The sequence below is a fragment of the Amycolatopsis sp. genome (genome assembly GCF_035546795.1).
Lineage (GTDB): Bacteria > Actinomycetota > Actinomycetes > Mycobacteriales > Pseudonocardiaceae > Amycolatopsis_E.
Window position 1 is genome coordinate 37,967 of the sequence record NZ_DASZWC010000068.1, and the last position, 16,294, is coordinate 54,260.

Genomic DNA, 16,294 nt, shown 5'->3' on the forward strand with positions numbered 1-16,294 from the left:
CGCCGCGCGATCCCGTACTCGACCCGTAGCCGCGGCCGTGCACGCCAGGCCGGGCCGGGGTGTTCACTGTCGTTGTTCGGCAAGGTCCTTCTTGCGGGCCCGCAGCGCGCGCCAGCCGATGACGCCGATGATCGTACCCAGTACGAAGGACACGATCGCCAGCACGAGGTGCACGTAGAAGAACGCGGTGGCCGAACCGTCCGGCGCCCAGGACTGGTCACTGGCGGACAGGTTCTTCACGAAGGTGATCCAGATGACCCACGACCACACGCCGAAGGCCAGCAGGAACAACGCCACACGTCGAGACATGAGCCGAGTATCCCCCGATCGAATCAGCCCGGCGCCGCGGGGAACCCTTGGTGTGGTGCATTAACCTCGGTCAGTGCGCTTTCCCACACTCGTCCTCGGCCTGGTTGTCGCCTTGTTGTCGGGTTTGCTGATCAGCACCGGCCAGGCGGCCGCGGCACCGGGTTGTCCGGACCAGCAGGCCCCACCTCCGCCGGTGGACACGTCCGAGCAACCCGCGCCGGGGCAAGCCGTCCCCGCGCCGTTGCCGCTCCCGGCGCAGCCGGCAGGCGGATCGCGGATGGGCGAGTGTGGCGCGGTCTTCCCCACGTCGGCCGCGGCGCCGCCGGAAACGACGGCGGCCTCGTGGGTGGTGCAGAACCTCGACACCGGTGAAGTCGTCGCCGCGAAGAACCCGCACGCGCGGGAACGGCCTGCGTCGCTGATCAAAACGCTGCTGGCACTGGTGGTGATCAAGAACTTCAAGGCGACGGACACGATCGTGCCGACCGCCGAGGACGCCAGCCAGGAGTGCACCTGCGTCGGCATCGTCGCCGGCCAGAGTTACACCGTCGATCAACTGCTGCACGGTCTGCTGATGCACTCCGGCAACGACGTGGCGCACGCCTTCGCGACCGCGCTGGGCGGAGTCCCGGCAGCGACACAGAAAATGAACGCGCTCGCCACGGCGCTGGGCGCGACCGACACCCGCGCGGCGACGCCGTCGGGCCTGGACGGCCCCGGCATGTCGACGTCGGCTTACGACCTGAGCCTGATCTTCCACTCCGCCATGCAGCAACCGGAGTTCGCGGGTGCGGTGGCGACGAAGGGCTACCAGTTTCCGGCGGTAGCGGGCAAACCGGCGTTCTCGATCGTCAACGACAACAAGCTCCTCGGCGTGTATCCCGGCTTTCTCGGCGGCAAAACGGGCTTCACCGACGACGCCCGGCACACCTACGTCGGCGCCGCGAACCACGACGGGACGCGCCTGGCCGTGGTGATGATGCGCGCGGAACAACGCCCCACGCTCGTCGTCGCACAGGCCACGCAGCTGCTCGACTACGGGTTCGGCCTGGTCAAGGCCGGTGCGCAGCCGGTCGGGAAGCTGGTGGAGCCGGTCGCGGAGACCGAGACCGCGGCGAAGGATGGGAACGCTTCGGTCTCCGTCGCCGGCCAAGCCAGCCCGGCGGCGAAGCACGATGCGTTCGGGGTGACGGGCTGGGTCGTCACGCTGATCGTGGCGGTTTTGATCATCGCAGGGTTCGTGGTCAGCCGGCGGCGCCGGTCTTCTTGAGCGACGGTCCTCGTCGGCGGGGTGTGGGCGTGGTGGGACGCCGGTTGCGTTGCCGGGCGCGATCGTAGGCCGTGCGCAATAGTTCGCGGACAGTGTTTTCCGTTCGTGGGCCTGGGTTCACCACAGCCAGCCAGGCTGCCGCGCCGTATACGGGGTGGGCAATGACCGTGTCGGGCTCGGCTGGGTCGCCGGTTGGGGCGGCGGCGTTGAAGACCTCCTTCCCGACGGCCATGTTCACCCGGAAGGCACCTGGGCTGTCCAAACGCGACGCCTCATCGCCGGGATAGTTCTTGGTCACGATCGTCGCGAAGGGCTGGGTTCGTTGTGGGACAACGCCATCCGGCGCGTAATAGAAGAACACGTCACCCCAGCTGATTTCCGGAGAACCGTCGCCAGGCGCGGGGCGCAGGGTCAGGGTGCCGTCGAGGCCGTCCACGTAACCGATGATCTCGTCGAGTTCCATGAGTTCCAGCATCACATTAAAGTGCTTGTGGAGACTTTCCGCCGACCGACGAGGGACTCAGGGTGCCAGGTCTCAACTCGACGAAAATGCGCACGGTGGCGGTCGCACGATTGTCCGGGTACTCCGTGCAGCAGGTGCGCAATCTCGAACGGGATGGTGTGCTGCCGCCGGCCGCGCGAACCCAGAGCGGCTACCGCGGTTACGAGCAGGTCCACGTGCAATCGGCGCTCGCCTATAGAGCGTTCGCCGCAGGCGTGGGGCCCGTGGAGGCGAAGCGGATCATGCGGGGTGTTCATCGGCTCCCCCGGCCGGAACTGCTCGCGTTGCTCGACGCGGCGCACGCCCGGCTCGACGCCGAGCGCGTGGAGCTGAAAGAAGCCAGGCGTGCCGTGGAAACGATCTCCGCCGAGTCGATCGACGACGTTCGCGAGTCGGACTCGATGACTGTGTCCGAACTCGCGATGGCGCTCGGCGTGCGCGCGTCGACGCTGCGGCATTGGGATGCCGAAGGGCTCGTCACCCCCGAGCGAGACCCGGCGCGGGCCCGGCGCTACACACCGGCACAGGTTCGCGACGCCCGGATCGTCCACCAGTTGCGTAAGGCCGGCTACCGCATCGAGCCGTTGCGTGCCCTCATGCCGGAGCTACGCCGAGCGCCCCGGCTGGCCGACGTCGGCGCCGCCTTGGACGCCCGTGACATCGCGATCGCGGCCCGCTCGCAGGCACTCTTCGACGGCACCGCGGCGCTCAGCACCATCCTTTAAGAACGGCGACGCCCCAGCCAGGCCAACACCGCGCCGGCCCCGAACGCGCCCGCGACCGAGCCCGCACCGGGGCCACGCCGCACCTGCACGAGCGGCCGGATCACCGCTGGCGGCGGCGGTTGGACGACCGTGATCATGTTCTCCCGCGCCGTGGCCGTCCACGCGGTGACGAACAGCAGGAACCGCGAGACCAGGTTAGCGAAGACCAGCAGACCGATGATCGGCCCGAACAGCACCCCGCTCGGCGAGGACGTGACGCTGGTCAGGTACACGGTCGCGACCTGCTTGAGCACCTCGAACCCGATCGCGGCGATGATCGCGCCCTTGACCGCACTGCGCGCGGACACCTTCTCGCGCGGCAGTCTCGAGAGTACCCACAGGAACACCAGCATGTTCGCCAGCAACGAAAGCACTACCGTGGCCACCGTGAGCAGGAACAACGCCCAGCCCTGACCGTCCAGGCCGACCTGTTTCAGCAGCCACTTCCCGACCCCGCCGCCGACAGCGGTCAGGCCGAAGGACACCACAAGCGCCAGGCCGAGCCCGGCCAGCGCGACCAGGTCCTTCAGCGTGGTCTTGATCATCGACTGGCTTTTCTTCTGCTGCCCCCACTGCGCGGTCAGCGCGTCCCGCAGGTTGGACATCCAGCCGATCCCGGAGTACAGCGCCAGCACCAGCCCGAGGATCCCGGTGGCACCACGCGACTTGAGCGCCGAGTCGACCACGGTGCTGAGCAGATCGCCCAGCCCCGACGGCGCCGATCTGATGATGCCGTCGCGCAGTTCGTTGAGCGCCGCCTCGTTGCCGGCGAGCACGAAACCGGCGACGGAGAAGCCGACCATCAGCAACGGGAACAGCGACAGCACGCTGAAGTACGTGATGGCGGCGGCATAGTGATTGCCGTAGCGCTCGCCGAAGGCCTCGTTGGCTCTCATCACGTGGTCGAACCACGGATACTTCCGGCGCAACTTCGGAACCAGCTTTTCCTTCTCTTCCGCCACGAACTGACGTTAACCACCCCCGCCGGGGCCCGCAATCCGAGGAAAGTCCACAAAGGACGTTTGTCTCTGTACCTACTAGTATGTACAGTAGGCGAATGGAGATCGCCAGAGCACCGCGCGAGCCCCTCGACGCCCCGGCCGGCTGGTTCACCGGCAAGATCGAGCTCAACCGGATTCCCTGCGCTGTGCGCGCGGACGGCGTGGCACTGGCATCCGCGTGGCCAGGTCACCCTCGAAGGAACCGGCCCGGTGCAGCCGCGGCGAATGCGCGAACCCCGGGTCGGCGATGACGCACGTGACCTGGCAGGAGAAAGGGCTTTCCGCCATGTACGCCATGCAGTACGAACTCACCCTGCCCGCCGACTACGACACGGGCGTCATCCGGCGCCGGGTGGCCACCCGCGCCAAGTTCACCGACGACTTCCCCGGGCTCGGCCTCAAGGCCTACCTCATCCGCGAACGCGGCGTGGCGGGCTCGACGGTGAACCAGTACGCCCCGTTCTACCTGTGGCGAGACGTTGCCGGGATGGGCAGGTTCCTCGTCGGCGGCGGCGGTTTCCAGGGCATCGTCGACGACTTCGGCCGCCCGCCGGTCCGGCATTGGACGGGGATCGCCTTCGAGCGCGGGGCGGCCGCCACCCCGCTGGCCGCGTCGAAGGAGATCACGCGGCTGCCCGCCGGTCTCGACGAATCCATCGCCGAGATCGGCGAGCTGGCGCGGCGCGAGGACGTGCACTCAGCCGCACTGGCCTTCGATCCGACGGCCTGGCAGCTGGTCCGCCTCGTGCTGTGGTCCGAACCCGGGCCCGGCCGCTGCGAGGTACTGCACCTGTCCCACCCGGAGCTGGACGAACTTCCGCGCGGGCGGCACTGGTAGCTCAGCCGCGCCCACCCTGTGTGCCACCGGCCGGCCGCTGGCCACCACCGGCACCACCGACGAGCCCGCGAACGTTGGTGTTCGACGTGGGCAGCGGCTGGCTGAGGTCGGCCAGCAGCACCTGTTCTCCGGCCTGCAGCCCCGACAGCACCTCCGTCACGGCCGCGCCGGAAACCCCGGTCGTCACCCGCCTGTTCTGCGTCGTGTCGCCGGAAACCGTTGTCACGAAAGCGTTTCCGCCCTGCAGGTGGATCGCCGACGTTGGCACGGTGACGGCCGCGTTCGCGGTGCTCGTGATGATCGAGACCGACGCGGTGGCGCCCGGATACAGCGCCTGTGACACCGGCAGCGAGATGGTCACCGGGTAGCTCGGCGAACCGCTCGACGTGGTGCTGGCGAGCAGGCCGATGGACGTGACCTGCCCGGTCAGCGGCGCCGAGGTGCCGTCCGGGACGACCGTGGCCTGCTGCCCCGGCTTGATCTGCCCGGCCTGCGTGTCGCTCACCGACGTGGTGACCTGGTCCTCACCGGGTCCGAACACCACGATGTGCTGTGCGCTGGAGGCCTGCTGCCCGGTGGTGAAGCCGATCTCGCCGACCGTCCCGGTGATCGGGCTGACCAGCGTGGCGGCGGCCAGATTCTGTTGCGCCACGGCGATCTGCGCGTTCGCCGCGTCGATCGACGCCTGGTCGGCGGCGAGTTGCTCGGCCGACGCCGGGGTCGAGGTCTTCGTGCTGGACTGCCCGGACGACGACTTCCCGCTGGACGAGGACGACTTACCACTCGACGAGGACTTGCCGCCCGATCCGCTCGAAGCGCCCGAGGACGGCGCCGACGGTTCCGGGTTCGCCTTGGCCGCCGCGGACGCGGCCTGCGCGAGCGTCGCGGACAGGGCGTTCTCGGCGTCGGCGAGCTTCTGCTCGTCGGCGCCCGTGGTGTGCTGCGCGTCCTGTGCTTCCTGGATGGCGGACGTGCACTCGTCCACGGCGTCCTGGTCCTGCGGTTGCTTGTCGTCGGTGGGATCGACGATCGTCTTGCACGCCTTCTGTTGTGCGGCAACGGCCGCCGACGCCGCGGTCAGATCCTGGTCGACCTGGTGCTGGGCCGAGGTGACCGCGTCCTGCTGCCCCTTGAGGTCCGAAGTGGACGAAGCCGTCGTGACGTACAGCGCCGGAGTCGCGCGGCCCGCGGACGAAGTCGCCGAGGACTGCCCGGACTGGTCACTCGCCAGCTTCGCCTGCGCAGTGGCCAAAGTGGACTGTGCGGAGGCGACCTGGCTGGCCAGCGACGTGGTGTCCAGCTGCGCGAGTGTCTGCCCGGCGGTCACGCTCTGCCCCACCTGCACCGGAATCGAGGCAACCTGGCCGCTGGAAGGAAACGACACCGTCGCGTTCTGCACCGGCTCGACGGTTCCGGTGGTGTCCAGCGTCGCGGTGACCGACGCCGGCCCCGCCGTCGCTGTCCGGTACCCGGCCGAGGCCGAGCCCGAAGTCGCCCACAACACCGCCCCGCCCGCGACGACCACCACCGCGCCGGCGACGGCGATCAGCCGACCGCGCTTAGCCATTCCCGCCTCCGTTGCGCTGCCTGCCGCCACCGAAACCGGTGTCACAACCGTTCGCGCTCGCCTGGCTGATCGCGATGCTCTGTGCTGTCACCGCACCGGTGTCGTCGGCCTTGCCCTGCGCCGACACGCACTCCCCGACCTTCAGCGCGGCCGAGTTCGAGGACTCGTTCTTGAAGTACGTCGTGGTCGAGTTCACTGTCACCTGCACGTCGGTGGTCGCCCCGGTCCGCTGGTTGTCCTGCTGCACGGTGAATCCCGTGCCACTGACAGCGGTCACCTTGCCGAACGCGCGGCCACCGCCACCGTTGGCGGCGCCGGACGGGCGCGAGCTGCCGGACGGCCTCGACGGGCGCGAGCTGCCGCCCTGCTGCGGCCGCATCCCGCCGCCCTGCCCGCCGAACGTGCAGTTGTTTCCGTTGGCAGCAGTGATATCCACCGACTGCGCGGTGATCGGCGTGCCCGTGCCGGTGACCGACACGCAGGACCCGGTGGTGACGTCGGCGAGGGCCGCGGTGGCGCGGTCGGTGAAGGTCGTCGTGTTCGAGAAGTTCACGGTGACCTGGCCGCTGCTGGTGCTCTGCACCTCGATACTCGACGCGGCCACCGCGGCGACCGTCCCGGAAGCCGCGGGACCACCTGCCCGGGCGGCACTCGAAGCCGGCGCCTGCGACGCGGGGGCCGCGCTGTTGGTGCCGGACGATCCGCAAGCGGCGAGCAGCAGGGCCAACGCCCCGCCTGCCACCGCGAAAACTGTGCGACGCATGGATTTTCCTCCGTTATTCACTGCGCAGGGCATCGATCGGCGCGAGCCGGGCGGCCCGGGTCGCGGGATAGACCCCGAAGACGAGGCCGATGACGATCGCGGTGAGGATCGCGATCACGGTGGCCACCGGCGAAACGGCGATCTGGATCGCGATCAGGTGCGGCAGGATCAGCGCGCCGACGATGCCCAGCAGCGCGCCCAGCAGGCCGCCGGACAGGCCGAGCACCGAGGCTTCCACCATGAACTGCCGCCGGATCACCACCGGGCTCGCGCCGACCGCCTTGCGCAGGCCGATCTCGCGGATCCGTTCGGTGACGGACACGAGCATGATGTTCATGACCCCGATTCCGCCCACCAGCAAGGAAATCGCGGCGACCCCGCCGAGCAGCAGGGTGAGCGTCTGGCTCACCGAACTGGCCGTGGACAGCAGCGACTGCTGGCTGGCGATGGTGAAGTCCGCCGCCGTGCTGTCGGTGACGTGGTGCAGCGCCAGCAGTTCCTGGTTCGCCTCCTGGTAGGCCGCGGACAGCGTGTCCGAGGTGGTGGCCTCCAGGTAGATCGACTGCACCGAAGTGCGGGTCGCGCCCCCGATCAGCCGGTCGGCCGCGGTGCTGATCGGCACCACCGCCTGGTCGTCCTCGTTCTGCGCGGACGAGCTCCCCGCCGACGCGAGCACCCCGACCACCTCGAACGGGATGTTGCCGATCGTGACGCTGCGGCCGACGGCATCGGTGCCACCGAACAGTTCCTCCGCGGTGGTCGGCCCGAGCACGACCACCGCCGCCTCACCGGATTCGTCCGCGTCGGTCAGGAAACGCCCTTCCGACAACGTTCTCGCCCGCACGCTCAGCCACGGCGGCGTCGTGCCGACCACCGAGGTGGTCCACGTCGTCGAGCCCGCCGCCAGCGAGGTGCTCTTGCTCGTGGTGGGTGCGACGCCTGCGATGTCCGGTGCGACACCGGGCGCGGCGAGCGCGTTCGCGTCGTGCACGGTCAGTGTCGTCGCCGAACCACTGCCGCCGCGCACCCCGGTGGTGCTGCTCGTCGTGCTGCCCGGCGAGACGACGAGCAGGTTCGTGCCCAGCGAGTTGATCGCCGACGCGACCTGCGCCTGCGCCCCCTCGCCGAGCCCGACGGTGAGGATGACCGCGGCGATCCCGATCAGGATGCCGAGCATGGTCAGCCCGGACCGCAGCCGGTGCGAGCGGATCGCCTCCAGGCTCGTGCGCACGGTTTCCAGCCAGCTCATCGGCCCACCCCGGTGTCGGACTCGATCAGCCCGTCGCGCAGCCGCACGACACGTTTCGCATGTGCGGCAACGTCTTCCTCGTGCGTGATGAGCACGATGGTGTGGCCGGCCGCGTTCAGCTCCCCGAACACCGAAAGCACCTCGGCGGTCGCGGTGGAGTCCAGCGCGCCGGTCGGTTCGTCGGCCAACACCATCGAAGGCCGGTTGACCAGCGCCCGCGCCAGCGCGACGCGGGACTGCTGGCCGCCGGACAGCTCGTTGGGCCGGTGGTCGATCCGGTCCCCCAGGCCGACCCGTTCCAGCAGTTCGACGGCGCGTGCCCGGCGTTCGGCCCGCCGGACGCCGGCGTAGCAGAGCGGCAGTTCCACGTTGCGCCAGGCCGGCAGCCCTGGCAGCAGGTTGAACTGCTGGAACACGAAACCGATCCGGCGGTTGCGGATCACCGCGAGGTCGAGTTCGGTCAGGTTGCCGACATTCTCCCCGGCCAGCGTGTAGCTCCCGGTGGAGAGCAGGTCCAGGCAGCCGAGGATGTGCATGAGGGTGGACTTGCCGGAGCCGGACGGCCCCATGATGGCGACGTACTCACCCTCCTCGACGCGCAGCGAAACTCCCCGCAGCGCCTCCACTTCCACCACGCCGGTCGAGTAGACCTTGCGTACGTCCGCCACGTCGATAACGGGCACGCTCATCCCCCGAACCCGCCGAAACCACCGGCGCGGGTGCCACCGCCGAACCCGCCGGTGCCACCGAAACCTCCGGTGCCACCGGTCCGGCCGGTACCACCGGTGCCGCCGCTCCTCGTGCCGCCGCTCCTCGTGCCGCCGCCCGTCGCGCCCGCGACCATCACCTGGTCGCCTTCGGACAGTCCACTGAGGACCTGGGTCATTCCGTTGACTGTCGTGCCGACCGTGACCGGAACGCTGGTCTCCTTACCGTTGACCATTTCGTTCACCGCGGGCTTGCCATCGGTGTAATGCACCGCCGCGCTGGGCACCGCGAGCACGTCGGTGAGCTGTTTGACCACAATGGACACTGTCGCGCTAGCTCCGGCGAACAGTCCGGCGGGGCTGCCGGTGACGCTGATGGTGACCGGATAGCTGGGCACCGAGGTGGATCCGGAGGACATCACCGCGACCGAGGTGACGGTGCCGTATACCGGCGTGGTGGCGCCGTTCGGGGTGATCACGGCCTGCTCGCCGTTCTTGAGCTGGCCGATCTCGGTGTCGTCGACCGACGCCTTGACCACGTAGGAGCCGGTGGAAATCACCACGACCTGCGCCGTGCTGGAAGAGCTCGAACTGCTGCTGCCGCCGCTGCTCTGACTGCTCGCCGAGCTGCCGCCCGCGGCCTGCGCACTACCGCTACCGCCGGAAGACGAGGAGTTGCTGCTCGAGCTCGAACCGGAGCCACCGGCCGAAACCTGTTGTCCCACAGTCAGATTCACCGCGGCGACGGTGCCCGCGATGGGGGAGGACAGCGTCGCCTCCGACAATGCGGTCTGCGCGTTGTCGAGCTGATTCTGCGCCGCGGCGATGGAAGCTTCGTCGGCGCTGATCTGCGCCGAGGAGGCACTACCGGACTGGTCGGTGGAAAGCTTCGACTGATCCGAGGCCAGCGACGATTTCGCCTGCGCCACGCTCGCGGAAAGCGTGGCCGACTGCACGGTCGCCAGCGGCTGACCGGCGGACACCTGCTGGCCGACTGTCACATTCACCGCGGTGACCTGTCCGGAAACACCGAAGTTGAGATCACTCTGCTGTGCCGGCTCAATTGTGCCGGACGAGGAAATCGATTGTTTCAACGTCGTCGTGCTCGCCGCGACGAGCCGGTACGACGGTGCGTCCGCGGGCCTGGTTACCACCCAGACCGTCACCCCGGCGGCGACCACCACCACGACGGCGACGGCCCCGACCGCCCACCATCTCCGTTTTTTGAGCCTGCCCAGCACGGCGACCCTCTCTGTGTGCCCCAGAACTTCCAGCGGCGAAAGCTTCGCTGGTCCATCTGAAAACAAACTGAGAAAAAGGCCGATATTAACTGTGAATCAGGTGTGTAAATTGGTAAAGAATTGTTTAACGAACCGGCGGAAGGAACCCAACCCGGTCATAAACGACAGAAAGGGTCTCTGCCGCGACCGCGCGGGCGCGTGCCGCCCCGTCGGCGAGCACCTTGTCGAGTTCCGCGACGTCGTCCAGATACGAATTGACCCATTCCTGGAAAGGAGTGACGAACTCGACGAGCACTTCGGCGAGATCTTTCTTCAGGTCGCCGTAGCCCTTGCCCGCGTAGTCGGCCTCCAGTTCGGGAATCGTCTTCCCGCCGATCGCCGAGTAGATCGTCAGCAGGTTCGAGACACCCGGCTTCCGCTCGGGGTCGAACACGACCTCGCGGCCGGTGTCGGTGACCGCGGACCGGATCTTCTTGGCCGAGCGCTTGGGATCTTCGAGCAGTTCGATCAGTCCGTTCGGCGACGAGGCGGACTTGCTCATCTTCGATGTCGGGTCCTGCAGATCGAAGATCTTGGCGGTGTCGGAGACGATATGCGGCTCGGGCACCACGAACGTCTTGCCGAAACGGTGGTTGAACCGCTGCGCCAGGTTCCGTGACAGCTCCAGGTGCTGGCGCTGGTCCTCGCCGACCGGCACCGCGTTCGCCTGGTAGATCAGGATGTCCGCGGCCTGCAGGATCGGATACGTGAACAGCCCGACGCTGGCGTGATCGGTGCCCTGTTTGCTCGCCTTGTCCTTGAACTGGGTCATCCGGCCGGCCTCGCCGAACCCGGTCTGGCATTCCAGCACCCAGGAAAGCTGCGCGTGCTCGGGCACGTGGCTCTGTACGAACAACGCGCTGCGCGCCGGGTCCACCCCGAGCGCGAGCAGCTGGGCCGCGGAAACCCGGGTGCGCTCGCGCAGCACCTTCGGATCCTGTTCGACCGTGATCGCGTGCAGGTCGACCACCATGTAGAAGGTCTCGTGCGTGTCCTGCAACGCGACCCACTGCCGCAGCGCACCGAGGTAGTTGCCGAGATGGAACGAGTCGGCGGTCGGCTGGATGCCGGAGAGCACACGGGGGCGGGCCGGGGTTTGTTCAGACACGCCCCGATTCTTTCAGGCCCCGCGAGCGGCGATGGCGGCGAGGTCGGCCGCGGGCCCGCGCAGCGCGCGCCCGGCACGCCACACCAGCCGCAACACCCGGCGCAGGTCCAGGCCCTCGATCTCGACGGCCACGAGCGTGCCGGCCGCCAGCTCGGCCGCAACCGTTTGCGCCCCCAGCACAGCGGGGCCGGCGCCCTCCAGCACCGCCGTCTTGATCGCCGTTGTCGACGACAGCTCCAACAACGGCTCAGCCGGCTCGCGCGGAGCGAGCGCGGCCGCCAGCACCCGGCGCGCACCCGACCCGTCCTCGCGACTGATCAACGGCGTGGCCGCCAGCTCGTCGAGCGTCGGGCCGCGCGTGACCCACGAGTGCCCGGGCGCGACAACGAGCCGGAGTTCGTCGGTGGCGACGATTTTCGTGTGCAATCCGCCAGGCACGTCCACACCGTCCACGAAACCGAGATCGGCCTCGCGGCCGAGCACCTTCGTGGCCACTTCGGCGGAACTGCCCGAACTCAGCGCCACGTCCACCCCCGGTTCGAGGCGGCGCAATACCGCAAGCCACTTCGGCAGGGGAAACTCGGCGACGGTGGGACTGGCCGCGACCCGGAGCCGACCCGCGCGCTCACGCCGCAGCGCGGCTATCCCGGCTTCGAGATCCGCGGCAGCTTCGATGACCGGCCGCACCCAGTCCGCCACCAACGCGCCCGCCGCGCTGAGCGACGAACCACGCGGAGAGCGATCGACGAGCGCTACGCCCACCCGTGCTTCGAGTTGCCGGATGCGCGCGGACGCCGCGGGCTGGGAAATACCGTGCTCCCTGGCCGCGGCTCCGATGCCACCGAGCCGCGCCACCGAAAGCAAGAGATCGAACCCGGCCAGCTCGGCCACACGGGACGGCAAGGGCATACAGCCAGGCTAGGAAGGGATCGCGCGCCGATACCGACCCCAAGATCGATATCCCCCGAACGTGCTACACGCGGCGATAGGGCGTGAGCGCGGGGCGGGTGTTGCCCTCGGCGATTTCCACGATTTCGGTGACCTCGGCGGCTTCGGCGACGATCGCCGCGTCCTGCTCGGCCTGCGCCTTGCGCCGCTGCCGCATGACGCCGAGCGCCATCCCGACGACTCCCAGTACCACCGCAGCCAGGCCGACCGGACCGAGCAGCCCGAATGATGTCGAGGCCTCGGTCGTCGTTCCGTCGGAGGCGGACGCGACGCCGGTGCCTGCGCCCAGCAGGACCGACGAGACGACGCCCACGCGCAGCAACTGCGCGCTGAAACGCCTGGCCAGAGTGCTTCGGTTGCGCACCGGGGTGCCTCCCGCGACGAGACTGTCGGTTGGACCGCTGTCACCCTAATGGGTGGGTATTACCTGCGTGAAAACTACCGAGCGTGTCAAGCCCTGTCGTTTTCGATCAACACGGGGGCCGAGAGTAGCGCCCATCCGAGTACCCCGGACACCGGGTCCGGCCAACATCCGGTGACCTGCGGCGAGAACTCACCACCGACAGTTTCAGCTGTCTTGACAAATTTATTTTTCGGTGAAATCTTGGGTCCATGCTTGAAGTAGCCGTGATCGAGGACCCGGCAGCCGCCGAGGTTTCACTGGACCCGGTCCGCGCGAAGCTGCTGGCCGCCCTCGCCGAACCGGGCTCGGCCACCACGCTCGCCGGGCAGGTCGGACTGGCGCGCCAGAAGGTCAACTACCACCTGCGCGCGCTGGAGCGGCACGGGCTGATCGAGCTCGTCGAGGAACGGCGCAAGGGCAACGTCACGGAGCGCGTCATGCAGGCCACGGCCGCGTCGTACGTCATCTCGCCGTCCGCGCTGGCCGACGTCGCCCCCGACCCCGGCCGCGCGCCGGACGAGCTTTCGGCGCGGTGGCTGCTCGCGCTGGCCGCCCGTCTCGTGCGGGAGGTCGGTGACCTCATCACCGGCGCCGCCGCGGCCAAGCAGCGGCTGGCGACGTACGCCATCGACACGGAAATCCGCTTCGCGAGCGCGGCCGAGCGGGCCGCGTTCGCCGAGGAACTGGGCACCACCGTCAAGAATCTCGTCGCCAGGTACCACGACGAACAGGCTGAGGGCGGCAGGCGGCACCGGCTGATCGTCGCCCTGCACCCGAGTTTGAAGAAGACGACCAAGGAGCAGTGAAATGACCAAGGAATTCGAGATCCGCCGCGAAGTCGTACTGCCCGCCACCCCGGAGCAGGTGTTCGCCGCGGTCACCGACGGCACCGCGAACTGGATGTTCCCGACTCCACCGGTGGGCCCCGGCGATCCGATCGTCAAGGAATGGGAGCCGCCCCACCACGCGCGGGTCCGGATGGACTTCCCGGACGGCACGTTCAACGCGCTGGAGTATCTCATCGAGGCCCGCGACGGTGGCACCGCTTCGCTGCGGTATGTCCACAGTGGAGTGTTCACCGACGACTGGGACAACCAGTACGACGGCGCCGCCAAGCACACCGACTTCTACCACCACACCCTCGCGCAGTACCTGCGGTACTTCCCCGGCCGCACCGCGACGTACGTCGCCGTCGAAGGCCCATCGTCGTCCTCGGGCCCGGACGCGCTGGAGGACGTGAAGCGCGCGCTCGGTGTGCAGGCCGAGGGCGACAAGGTGCACCTCGAACTGCCGGGCCTGGCGCCGGTCGACGCCGTGGTCGACTATCTGAACCCGTACTTCATCGGGCTGCGATCCGACGACGCGCTGTACCGGGTTTTCGGCCGGAACCATTTCGGCCGTACTGTCGATGTGGCGCACCACCTGTTCGGCGGCGGCGTCGACAAGGACGAGACGGAGCGGGCCTGGCAGGCCTGGCTGAACGGAGTGTTCGCCGCTTGAGCAAACAGAGCGCGGGAATCTTGTTGTACCGCAAGGAGAACGGCCCGCTCGAAGTCCTGCTGGGGCACATGGGCGGGCCGTTCTGGGCGCGCAAGGACGAGGGCGGCTGGTCCCTGCCCAAGGGCGAGTACGGCCCCGGCGAAACCCCCGAAGCGGCCGCGCGGCGGGAGTTCCAGGAGGAGCTGGGCCTGGCTGTGCCCACCGGGGACCTCGTGCCGCTCGGCGAAGTGCGCCAGTCCGGCGGGAAGACCGTGACGGCCTGGGCCTTGCGCGGCGACCTCGCCCCGGCTTCGGTCGTGCCGGGCACGTTCGAACTGGAATGGCCCCGCGGTTCCGGGCGGCTGCAGGAATTCCCGGAACTCGACCGCGTCGAGTGGTTCGACGTGGAGACCGCACGGACGAAGCTCGTCAAGGGCCAGCGGGTATTCCTGGACCGGCTCGAGGAACTGGGCTGAAAATCAGCCGGCCGGCTCCACCCACCCGCGGCTCTCCCCCTCCGCGATGATCTTCTGCGCGGCCTCCCACAGTTCCGCCGAGGCCCCGCCGATCACGGACTTGCGGGCGCGCACGGTGTCCGCCGTGACGCCGGGCGTCTGCCACGTGCCGCCCTCGGCCATCCAGTTCAACAGCAAGGGCTGCAAGCGATCCATCGCCTTCGCGAAGCGGGCCTCTGCCGTCTCGCGGACCTCGAACTCGTCCCACAGCGCGCGGAATCGGCGGGCCTGATCCGGCGGCAACAGGCCGAACAACTGCTCTGCCGCGGCCTCTTCGCGTTCCTCCTGGCTCTCCCGGGCCTCGTCGTCGTACAGCGGCGTGTCCCCGGCGTAGATCTCGACGAGGTCGTGCAGCGAAACGAGCTGGATGGTGTGCCCGACGTCGATCGGCTCGTCCGAGTACTCGGCCAGCACGGCGACCATCATCGCCAGATGCCAGGAATGCTCCGCGTCGTTCTCCCGCCGCTCGACCGCCGCGAGCGGTGACTGGCGGAGCACCGTCTTCAACCGGTCGATCTCGATCAGGAAGTTCAACTGCGCGCCGAGCCGTTCTCCCAGTGGGGGCAACGGATTGCGGTCAGGCAGGGTCATCGGCCGCCTCACCACGCGAACACGTTGTCGAGATCGACCGGTCGATCGAGAATTCGCTCGAGCCCCGCTCTCCGGTCGACGTAGGTACCGACAGCGCGCGGTAATGCAACTCGATCTCGCTTCGCTTCGATCAGCTCGTACACGATCCCGATTGTGCCGATCAGTCCCGGTACGTCACCGTGAGCGGCGCGTGATCCGACCAGCGCTCGGCGTACGTCGCGGCTCGCTCGACCTTCGCCGAGACCGCCCGCTCCGCCAGGCCCGGCGTGACCACCTGCAGGTCGATCCGCCAGCCGGCGTCGTTGTCGAAGGCCTTGCCGCGGTACGACCACCACGTGTACGGCCCTGGCCCCTCCGGATCGAGCCTGCGCTGCACGTCGACATAACCCGCCTCGTCGTAGACGCGGCCGAGCCAGTCCCGTTCCTCCGGGAGGAAGCCCGAGTTCTTCCGGTTCGTGCGCCAGTTCTTCAGGTCCACCTCGGCGTGCGCGATGTTCCAGTCCCCGCCGACGAGCACCTCGGCCCCCGCGGCCTCCGTCTTCGCCCGCAGCTCGGCAAGGTAGGGCAGGAACGCGGCCATGAACCGCTCCTTCTCCTCCTGCCGCGGGGTGCCGACATCTCCACTGGGCAGGTACAGGCTCGCCACCACCAGCCCCGGCAGGTGCACCTCCAGGTACCGCCCGCTGTCCTCGAACTCCGGTTCGCCGAAACCGACGCGCACTTCCTCCGGCTCCACCCTGCTGTACACCGAGACGCCGTTGCGCCCCTTGACACCACAGGCCGCGTGCCGCGCGTGCCAGCCCGCGGGCGCCACGACCTCCTCGGGCAGCTGGCTCTCGTCGGCGCGCACCTCCTGGCAGAGCACGACATCGGCCTCGCCGGCGGTGAGCCACTCGACGAAGCCCTTCTTGGCGGCGGCACGCATGCCGTTGACATTTACAGTGGAGACGGTGAGCACGAGCGCAGATTACCGGCGACCACCGACAGAAACCGTGCGAGA

General features: G+C 68.8%; 20 protein-coding genes. 6 read left to right on the plus strand and 14 right to left on the minus strand.

The window, feature by feature from the left end; translation table 11 throughout:
• Positions 1-63: 63 nt before the first annotated feature.
• A complete protein-coding gene (locus tag VHD82_RS33410) occupies positions 64-309 on the minus strand; it encodes an SCO4848 family membrane protein (RefSeq protein ID WP_325712965.1) in 246 nt (81 codons plus the stop codon).
• Between the two features lie 73 nt (positions 310-382).
• Here VHD82_RS33410 and VHD82_RS33415 point away from each other — a divergent pair, with 73 nt between their 5' ends.
• Entirely contained in the window at positions 383-1,579 is a 1,197-nt protein-coding gene (locus VHD82_RS33415; protein WP_414637613.1) for a D-alanyl-D-alanine carboxypeptidase family protein, read from the plus strand.
• On the opposite strand, the gene VHD82_RS33420 is transcribed toward VHD82_RS33415, so the two are convergent.
• A complete protein-coding gene (locus VHD82_RS33420; RefSeq protein WP_325712967.1) occupies positions 1,554-2,054 on the minus strand; it encodes a DUF6194 family protein in 501 nt (166 codons plus the stop codon). The two genes, VHD82_RS33415 and VHD82_RS33420, sit on opposite strands and share 26 nt — an antisense overlap.
• A 50-nt stretch (positions 2,055-2,104) precedes the next feature.
• Between VHD82_RS33420 and VHD82_RS33425 the strand changes: the two genes are divergently transcribed.
• A complete protein-coding gene (locus VHD82_RS33425) occupies positions 2,105-2,806 on the plus strand; it encodes a MerR family transcriptional regulator (RefSeq protein ID WP_325712969.1) in 702 nt (233 codons plus the stop codon).
• Here the strand turns inward: VHD82_RS33425 and yhjD are convergent.
• Positions 2,803-3,807, minus strand: coding sequence for an inner membrane protein YhjD (gene yhjD / locus VHD82_RS33430; protein ID WP_325712971.1), 1,005 nt, complete (start codon positions 3,805-3,807; stop codon positions 2,803-2,805). The two genes, VHD82_RS33425 and yhjD, sit on opposite strands and share 4 nt — an antisense overlap.
• Before the next feature lie 286 nt (positions 3,808-4,093).
• Between yhjD and VHD82_RS33435 the strand changes: the two genes are divergently transcribed.
• Entirely contained in the window at positions 4,094-4,684 is a 591-nt protein-coding gene (locus VHD82_RS33435; protein ID WP_325712973.1) for a DUF4865 family protein, read from the plus strand.
• Position 4,685: 1 nt separating this feature from the next.
• Here VHD82_RS33435 and VHD82_RS33440 read toward each other — a convergent pair whose 3' ends face one another.
• From VHD82_RS33440 to VHD82_RS33475, 8 genes are all read right to left on the minus strand, one after another.
• A complete protein-coding gene (locus VHD82_RS33440) occupies positions 4,686-6,251 on the minus strand; it encodes an efflux RND transporter periplasmic adaptor subunit (protein ID WP_325712975.1) in 1,566 nt (521 codons plus the stop codon).
• The gene (locus tag VHD82_RS33445; protein WP_325712977.1) at positions 6,244-7,014 is read right to left on the minus strand and encodes a DUF5666 domain-containing protein; all 771 of its coding nucleotides are present in this window, start codon (positions 7,012-7,014) and stop codon (positions 6,244-6,246) included. Before VHD82_RS33445 ends, VHD82_RS33440 begins: the two co-directional genes overlap by 8 nt.
• A gap of 13 nt (positions 7,015-7,027) precedes the next feature.
• A complete protein-coding gene (locus tag VHD82_RS33450) occupies positions 7,028-8,263 on the minus strand; it encodes an ABC transporter permease (protein ID WP_325712980.1) in 1,236 nt (411 codons plus the stop codon).
• Positions 8,260-8,952, minus strand: coding sequence for an ABC transporter ATP-binding protein (locus VHD82_RS33455; RefSeq protein ID WP_325712982.1), 693 nt, complete (start codon positions 8,950-8,952; stop codon positions 8,260-8,262). The genes VHD82_RS33450 and VHD82_RS33455 overlap by 4 nt, the downstream gene beginning before the upstream one ends.
• The gene (locus VHD82_RS33460) at positions 8,949-10,211 is read right to left on the minus strand and encodes an efflux RND transporter periplasmic adaptor subunit (RefSeq protein WP_325712983.1); all 1,263 of its coding nucleotides are present in this window, start codon (positions 10,209-10,211) and stop codon (positions 8,949-8,951) included. Before VHD82_RS33460 ends, VHD82_RS33455 begins: the two co-directional genes overlap by 4 nt.
• Before the next feature lie 124 nt (positions 10,212-10,335).
• A complete protein-coding gene (gene trpS, locus VHD82_RS33465) occupies positions 10,336-11,358 on the minus strand; it encodes a tryptophan--tRNA ligase (RefSeq protein ID WP_325712984.1) in 1,023 nt (340 codons plus the stop codon).
• Positions 11,359-11,370: 12 nt separating this feature from the next.
• The gene (locus tag VHD82_RS33470) at positions 11,371-12,267 is read right to left on the minus strand and encodes a LysR family transcriptional regulator (RefSeq protein WP_325712986.1); all 897 of its coding nucleotides are present in this window, start codon (positions 12,265-12,267) and stop codon (positions 11,371-11,373) included.
• 64 nt (positions 12,268-12,331) lie between these two features.
• Entirely contained in the window at positions 12,332-12,670 is a 339-nt protein-coding gene (locus VHD82_RS33475) for a hypothetical protein (RefSeq protein WP_325712988.1), read from the minus strand.
• A gap of 248 nt (positions 12,671-12,918) precedes the next feature.
• On the opposite strand from VHD82_RS33475, the gene VHD82_RS33480 reads away from it, so the two are divergent.
• From VHD82_RS33480 to VHD82_RS33490, 3 genes are read left to right on the plus strand one after another with little or no spacing between them, the layout of a single operon-like run.
• Positions 12,919-13,515: an ArsR/SmtB family transcription factor gene (locus VHD82_RS33480; RefSeq protein ID WP_325712990.1), complete on the plus strand. Its 597-nt coding sequence runs from the start codon at positions 12,919-12,921 to the stop codon at positions 13,513-13,515.
• 1 nt (position 13,516) lies between these two features.
• Positions 13,517-14,209, plus strand: coding sequence for an SRPBCC domain-containing protein (locus tag VHD82_RS33485; protein WP_325712992.1), 693 nt, complete (start codon positions 13,517-13,519; stop codon positions 14,207-14,209).
• Positions 14,206-14,664 carry an NUDIX domain-containing protein gene (locus VHD82_RS33490; protein ID WP_325712994.1) on the plus strand — a complete coding sequence of 153 codons (459 nt, stop codon included), beginning with the start codon at positions 14,206-14,208 and terminating at the stop codon, positions 14,662-14,664. Before VHD82_RS33485 ends, VHD82_RS33490 begins: the two co-directional genes overlap by 4 nt.
• A gap of 3 nt (positions 14,665-14,667) precedes the next feature.
• Here VHD82_RS33490 and VHD82_RS33495 read toward each other — a convergent pair whose 3' ends face one another.
• From VHD82_RS33495 to VHD82_RS33505, 3 genes are read right to left on the minus strand one after another with little or no spacing between them, the layout of a single operon-like run.
• A complete protein-coding gene (locus tag VHD82_RS33495) occupies positions 14,668-15,294 on the minus strand; it encodes an HD domain-containing protein (protein WP_325712996.1) in 627 nt (208 codons plus the stop codon).
• A gap of 8 nt (positions 15,295-15,302) precedes the next feature.
• Positions 15,303-15,437 carry a hypothetical protein gene (locus VHD82_RS33500; RefSeq protein ID WP_325712998.1) on the minus strand — a complete coding sequence of 45 codons (135 nt, stop codon included), beginning with the start codon at positions 15,435-15,437 and terminating at the stop codon, positions 15,303-15,305.
• A 17-nt stretch (positions 15,438-15,454) separates the two neighbouring features.
• A complete protein-coding gene (locus tag VHD82_RS33505) occupies positions 15,455-16,252 on the minus strand; it encodes an exodeoxyribonuclease III (protein WP_325713000.1) in 798 nt (265 codons plus the stop codon).
• Positions 16,253-16,294: the final 42 nt, after the last annotated feature.

Bases quoted from the DNA above. Each gene is read 5' to 3' on its own strand.
- VHD82_RS33420 (WP_325712967.1), bottom strand. From the start codon at position 2,054: ATGCTGGAACTCATGGAACTCGACGAGATCATCGGTTACGTGGACGGC.
- VHD82_RS33485 (WP_325712992.1), top strand. From the start codon at position 13,517: ATGACCAAGGAATTCGAGATCCGCCGCGAAGTCGTACTGCCCGCCACC.
- VHD82_RS33450 (WP_325712980.1), bottom strand. From the start codon at position 8,263: ATGAGCTGGCTGGAAACCGTGCGCACGAGCCTGGAGGCGATCCGCTCG.
- VHD82_RS33495 (WP_325712996.1), bottom strand. From the start codon at position 15,294: ATGACCCTGCCTGACCGCAATCCGTTGCCCCCACTGGGAGAACGGCTC.
- VHD82_RS33440 (WP_325712975.1), bottom strand. From the start codon at position 6,251: ATGGCTAAGCGCGGTCGGCTGATCGCCGTCGCCGGCGCGGTGGTGGTC.
- VHD82_RS33445 (WP_325712977.1), bottom strand. From the start codon at position 7,014: ATGCGTCGCACAGTTTTCGCGGTGGCAGGCGGGGCGTTGGCCCTGCTG.
- VHD82_RS33410 (WP_325712965.1), bottom strand. From the start codon at position 309: ATGTCTCGACGTGTGGCGTTGTTCCTGCTGGCCTTCGGCGTGTGGTCG.
- VHD82_RS33480 (WP_325712990.1), top strand. From the start codon at position 12,919: ATGCTTGAAGTAGCCGTGATCGAGGACCCGGCAGCCGCCGAGGTTTCA.
- VHD82_RS33455 (WP_325712982.1), bottom strand. From the start codon at position 8,952: ATGAGCGTGCCCGTTATCGACGTGGCGGACGTACGCAAGGTCTACTCG.
- VHD82_RS33435 (WP_325712973.1), top strand. From the start codon at position 4,094: ATGACGCACGTGACCTGGCAGGAGAAAGGGCTTTCCGCCATGTACGCC.
- VHD82_RS33470 (WP_325712986.1), bottom strand. From the start codon at position 12,267: ATGCCCTTGCCGTCCCGTGTGGCCGAGCTGGCCGGGTTCGATCTCTTG.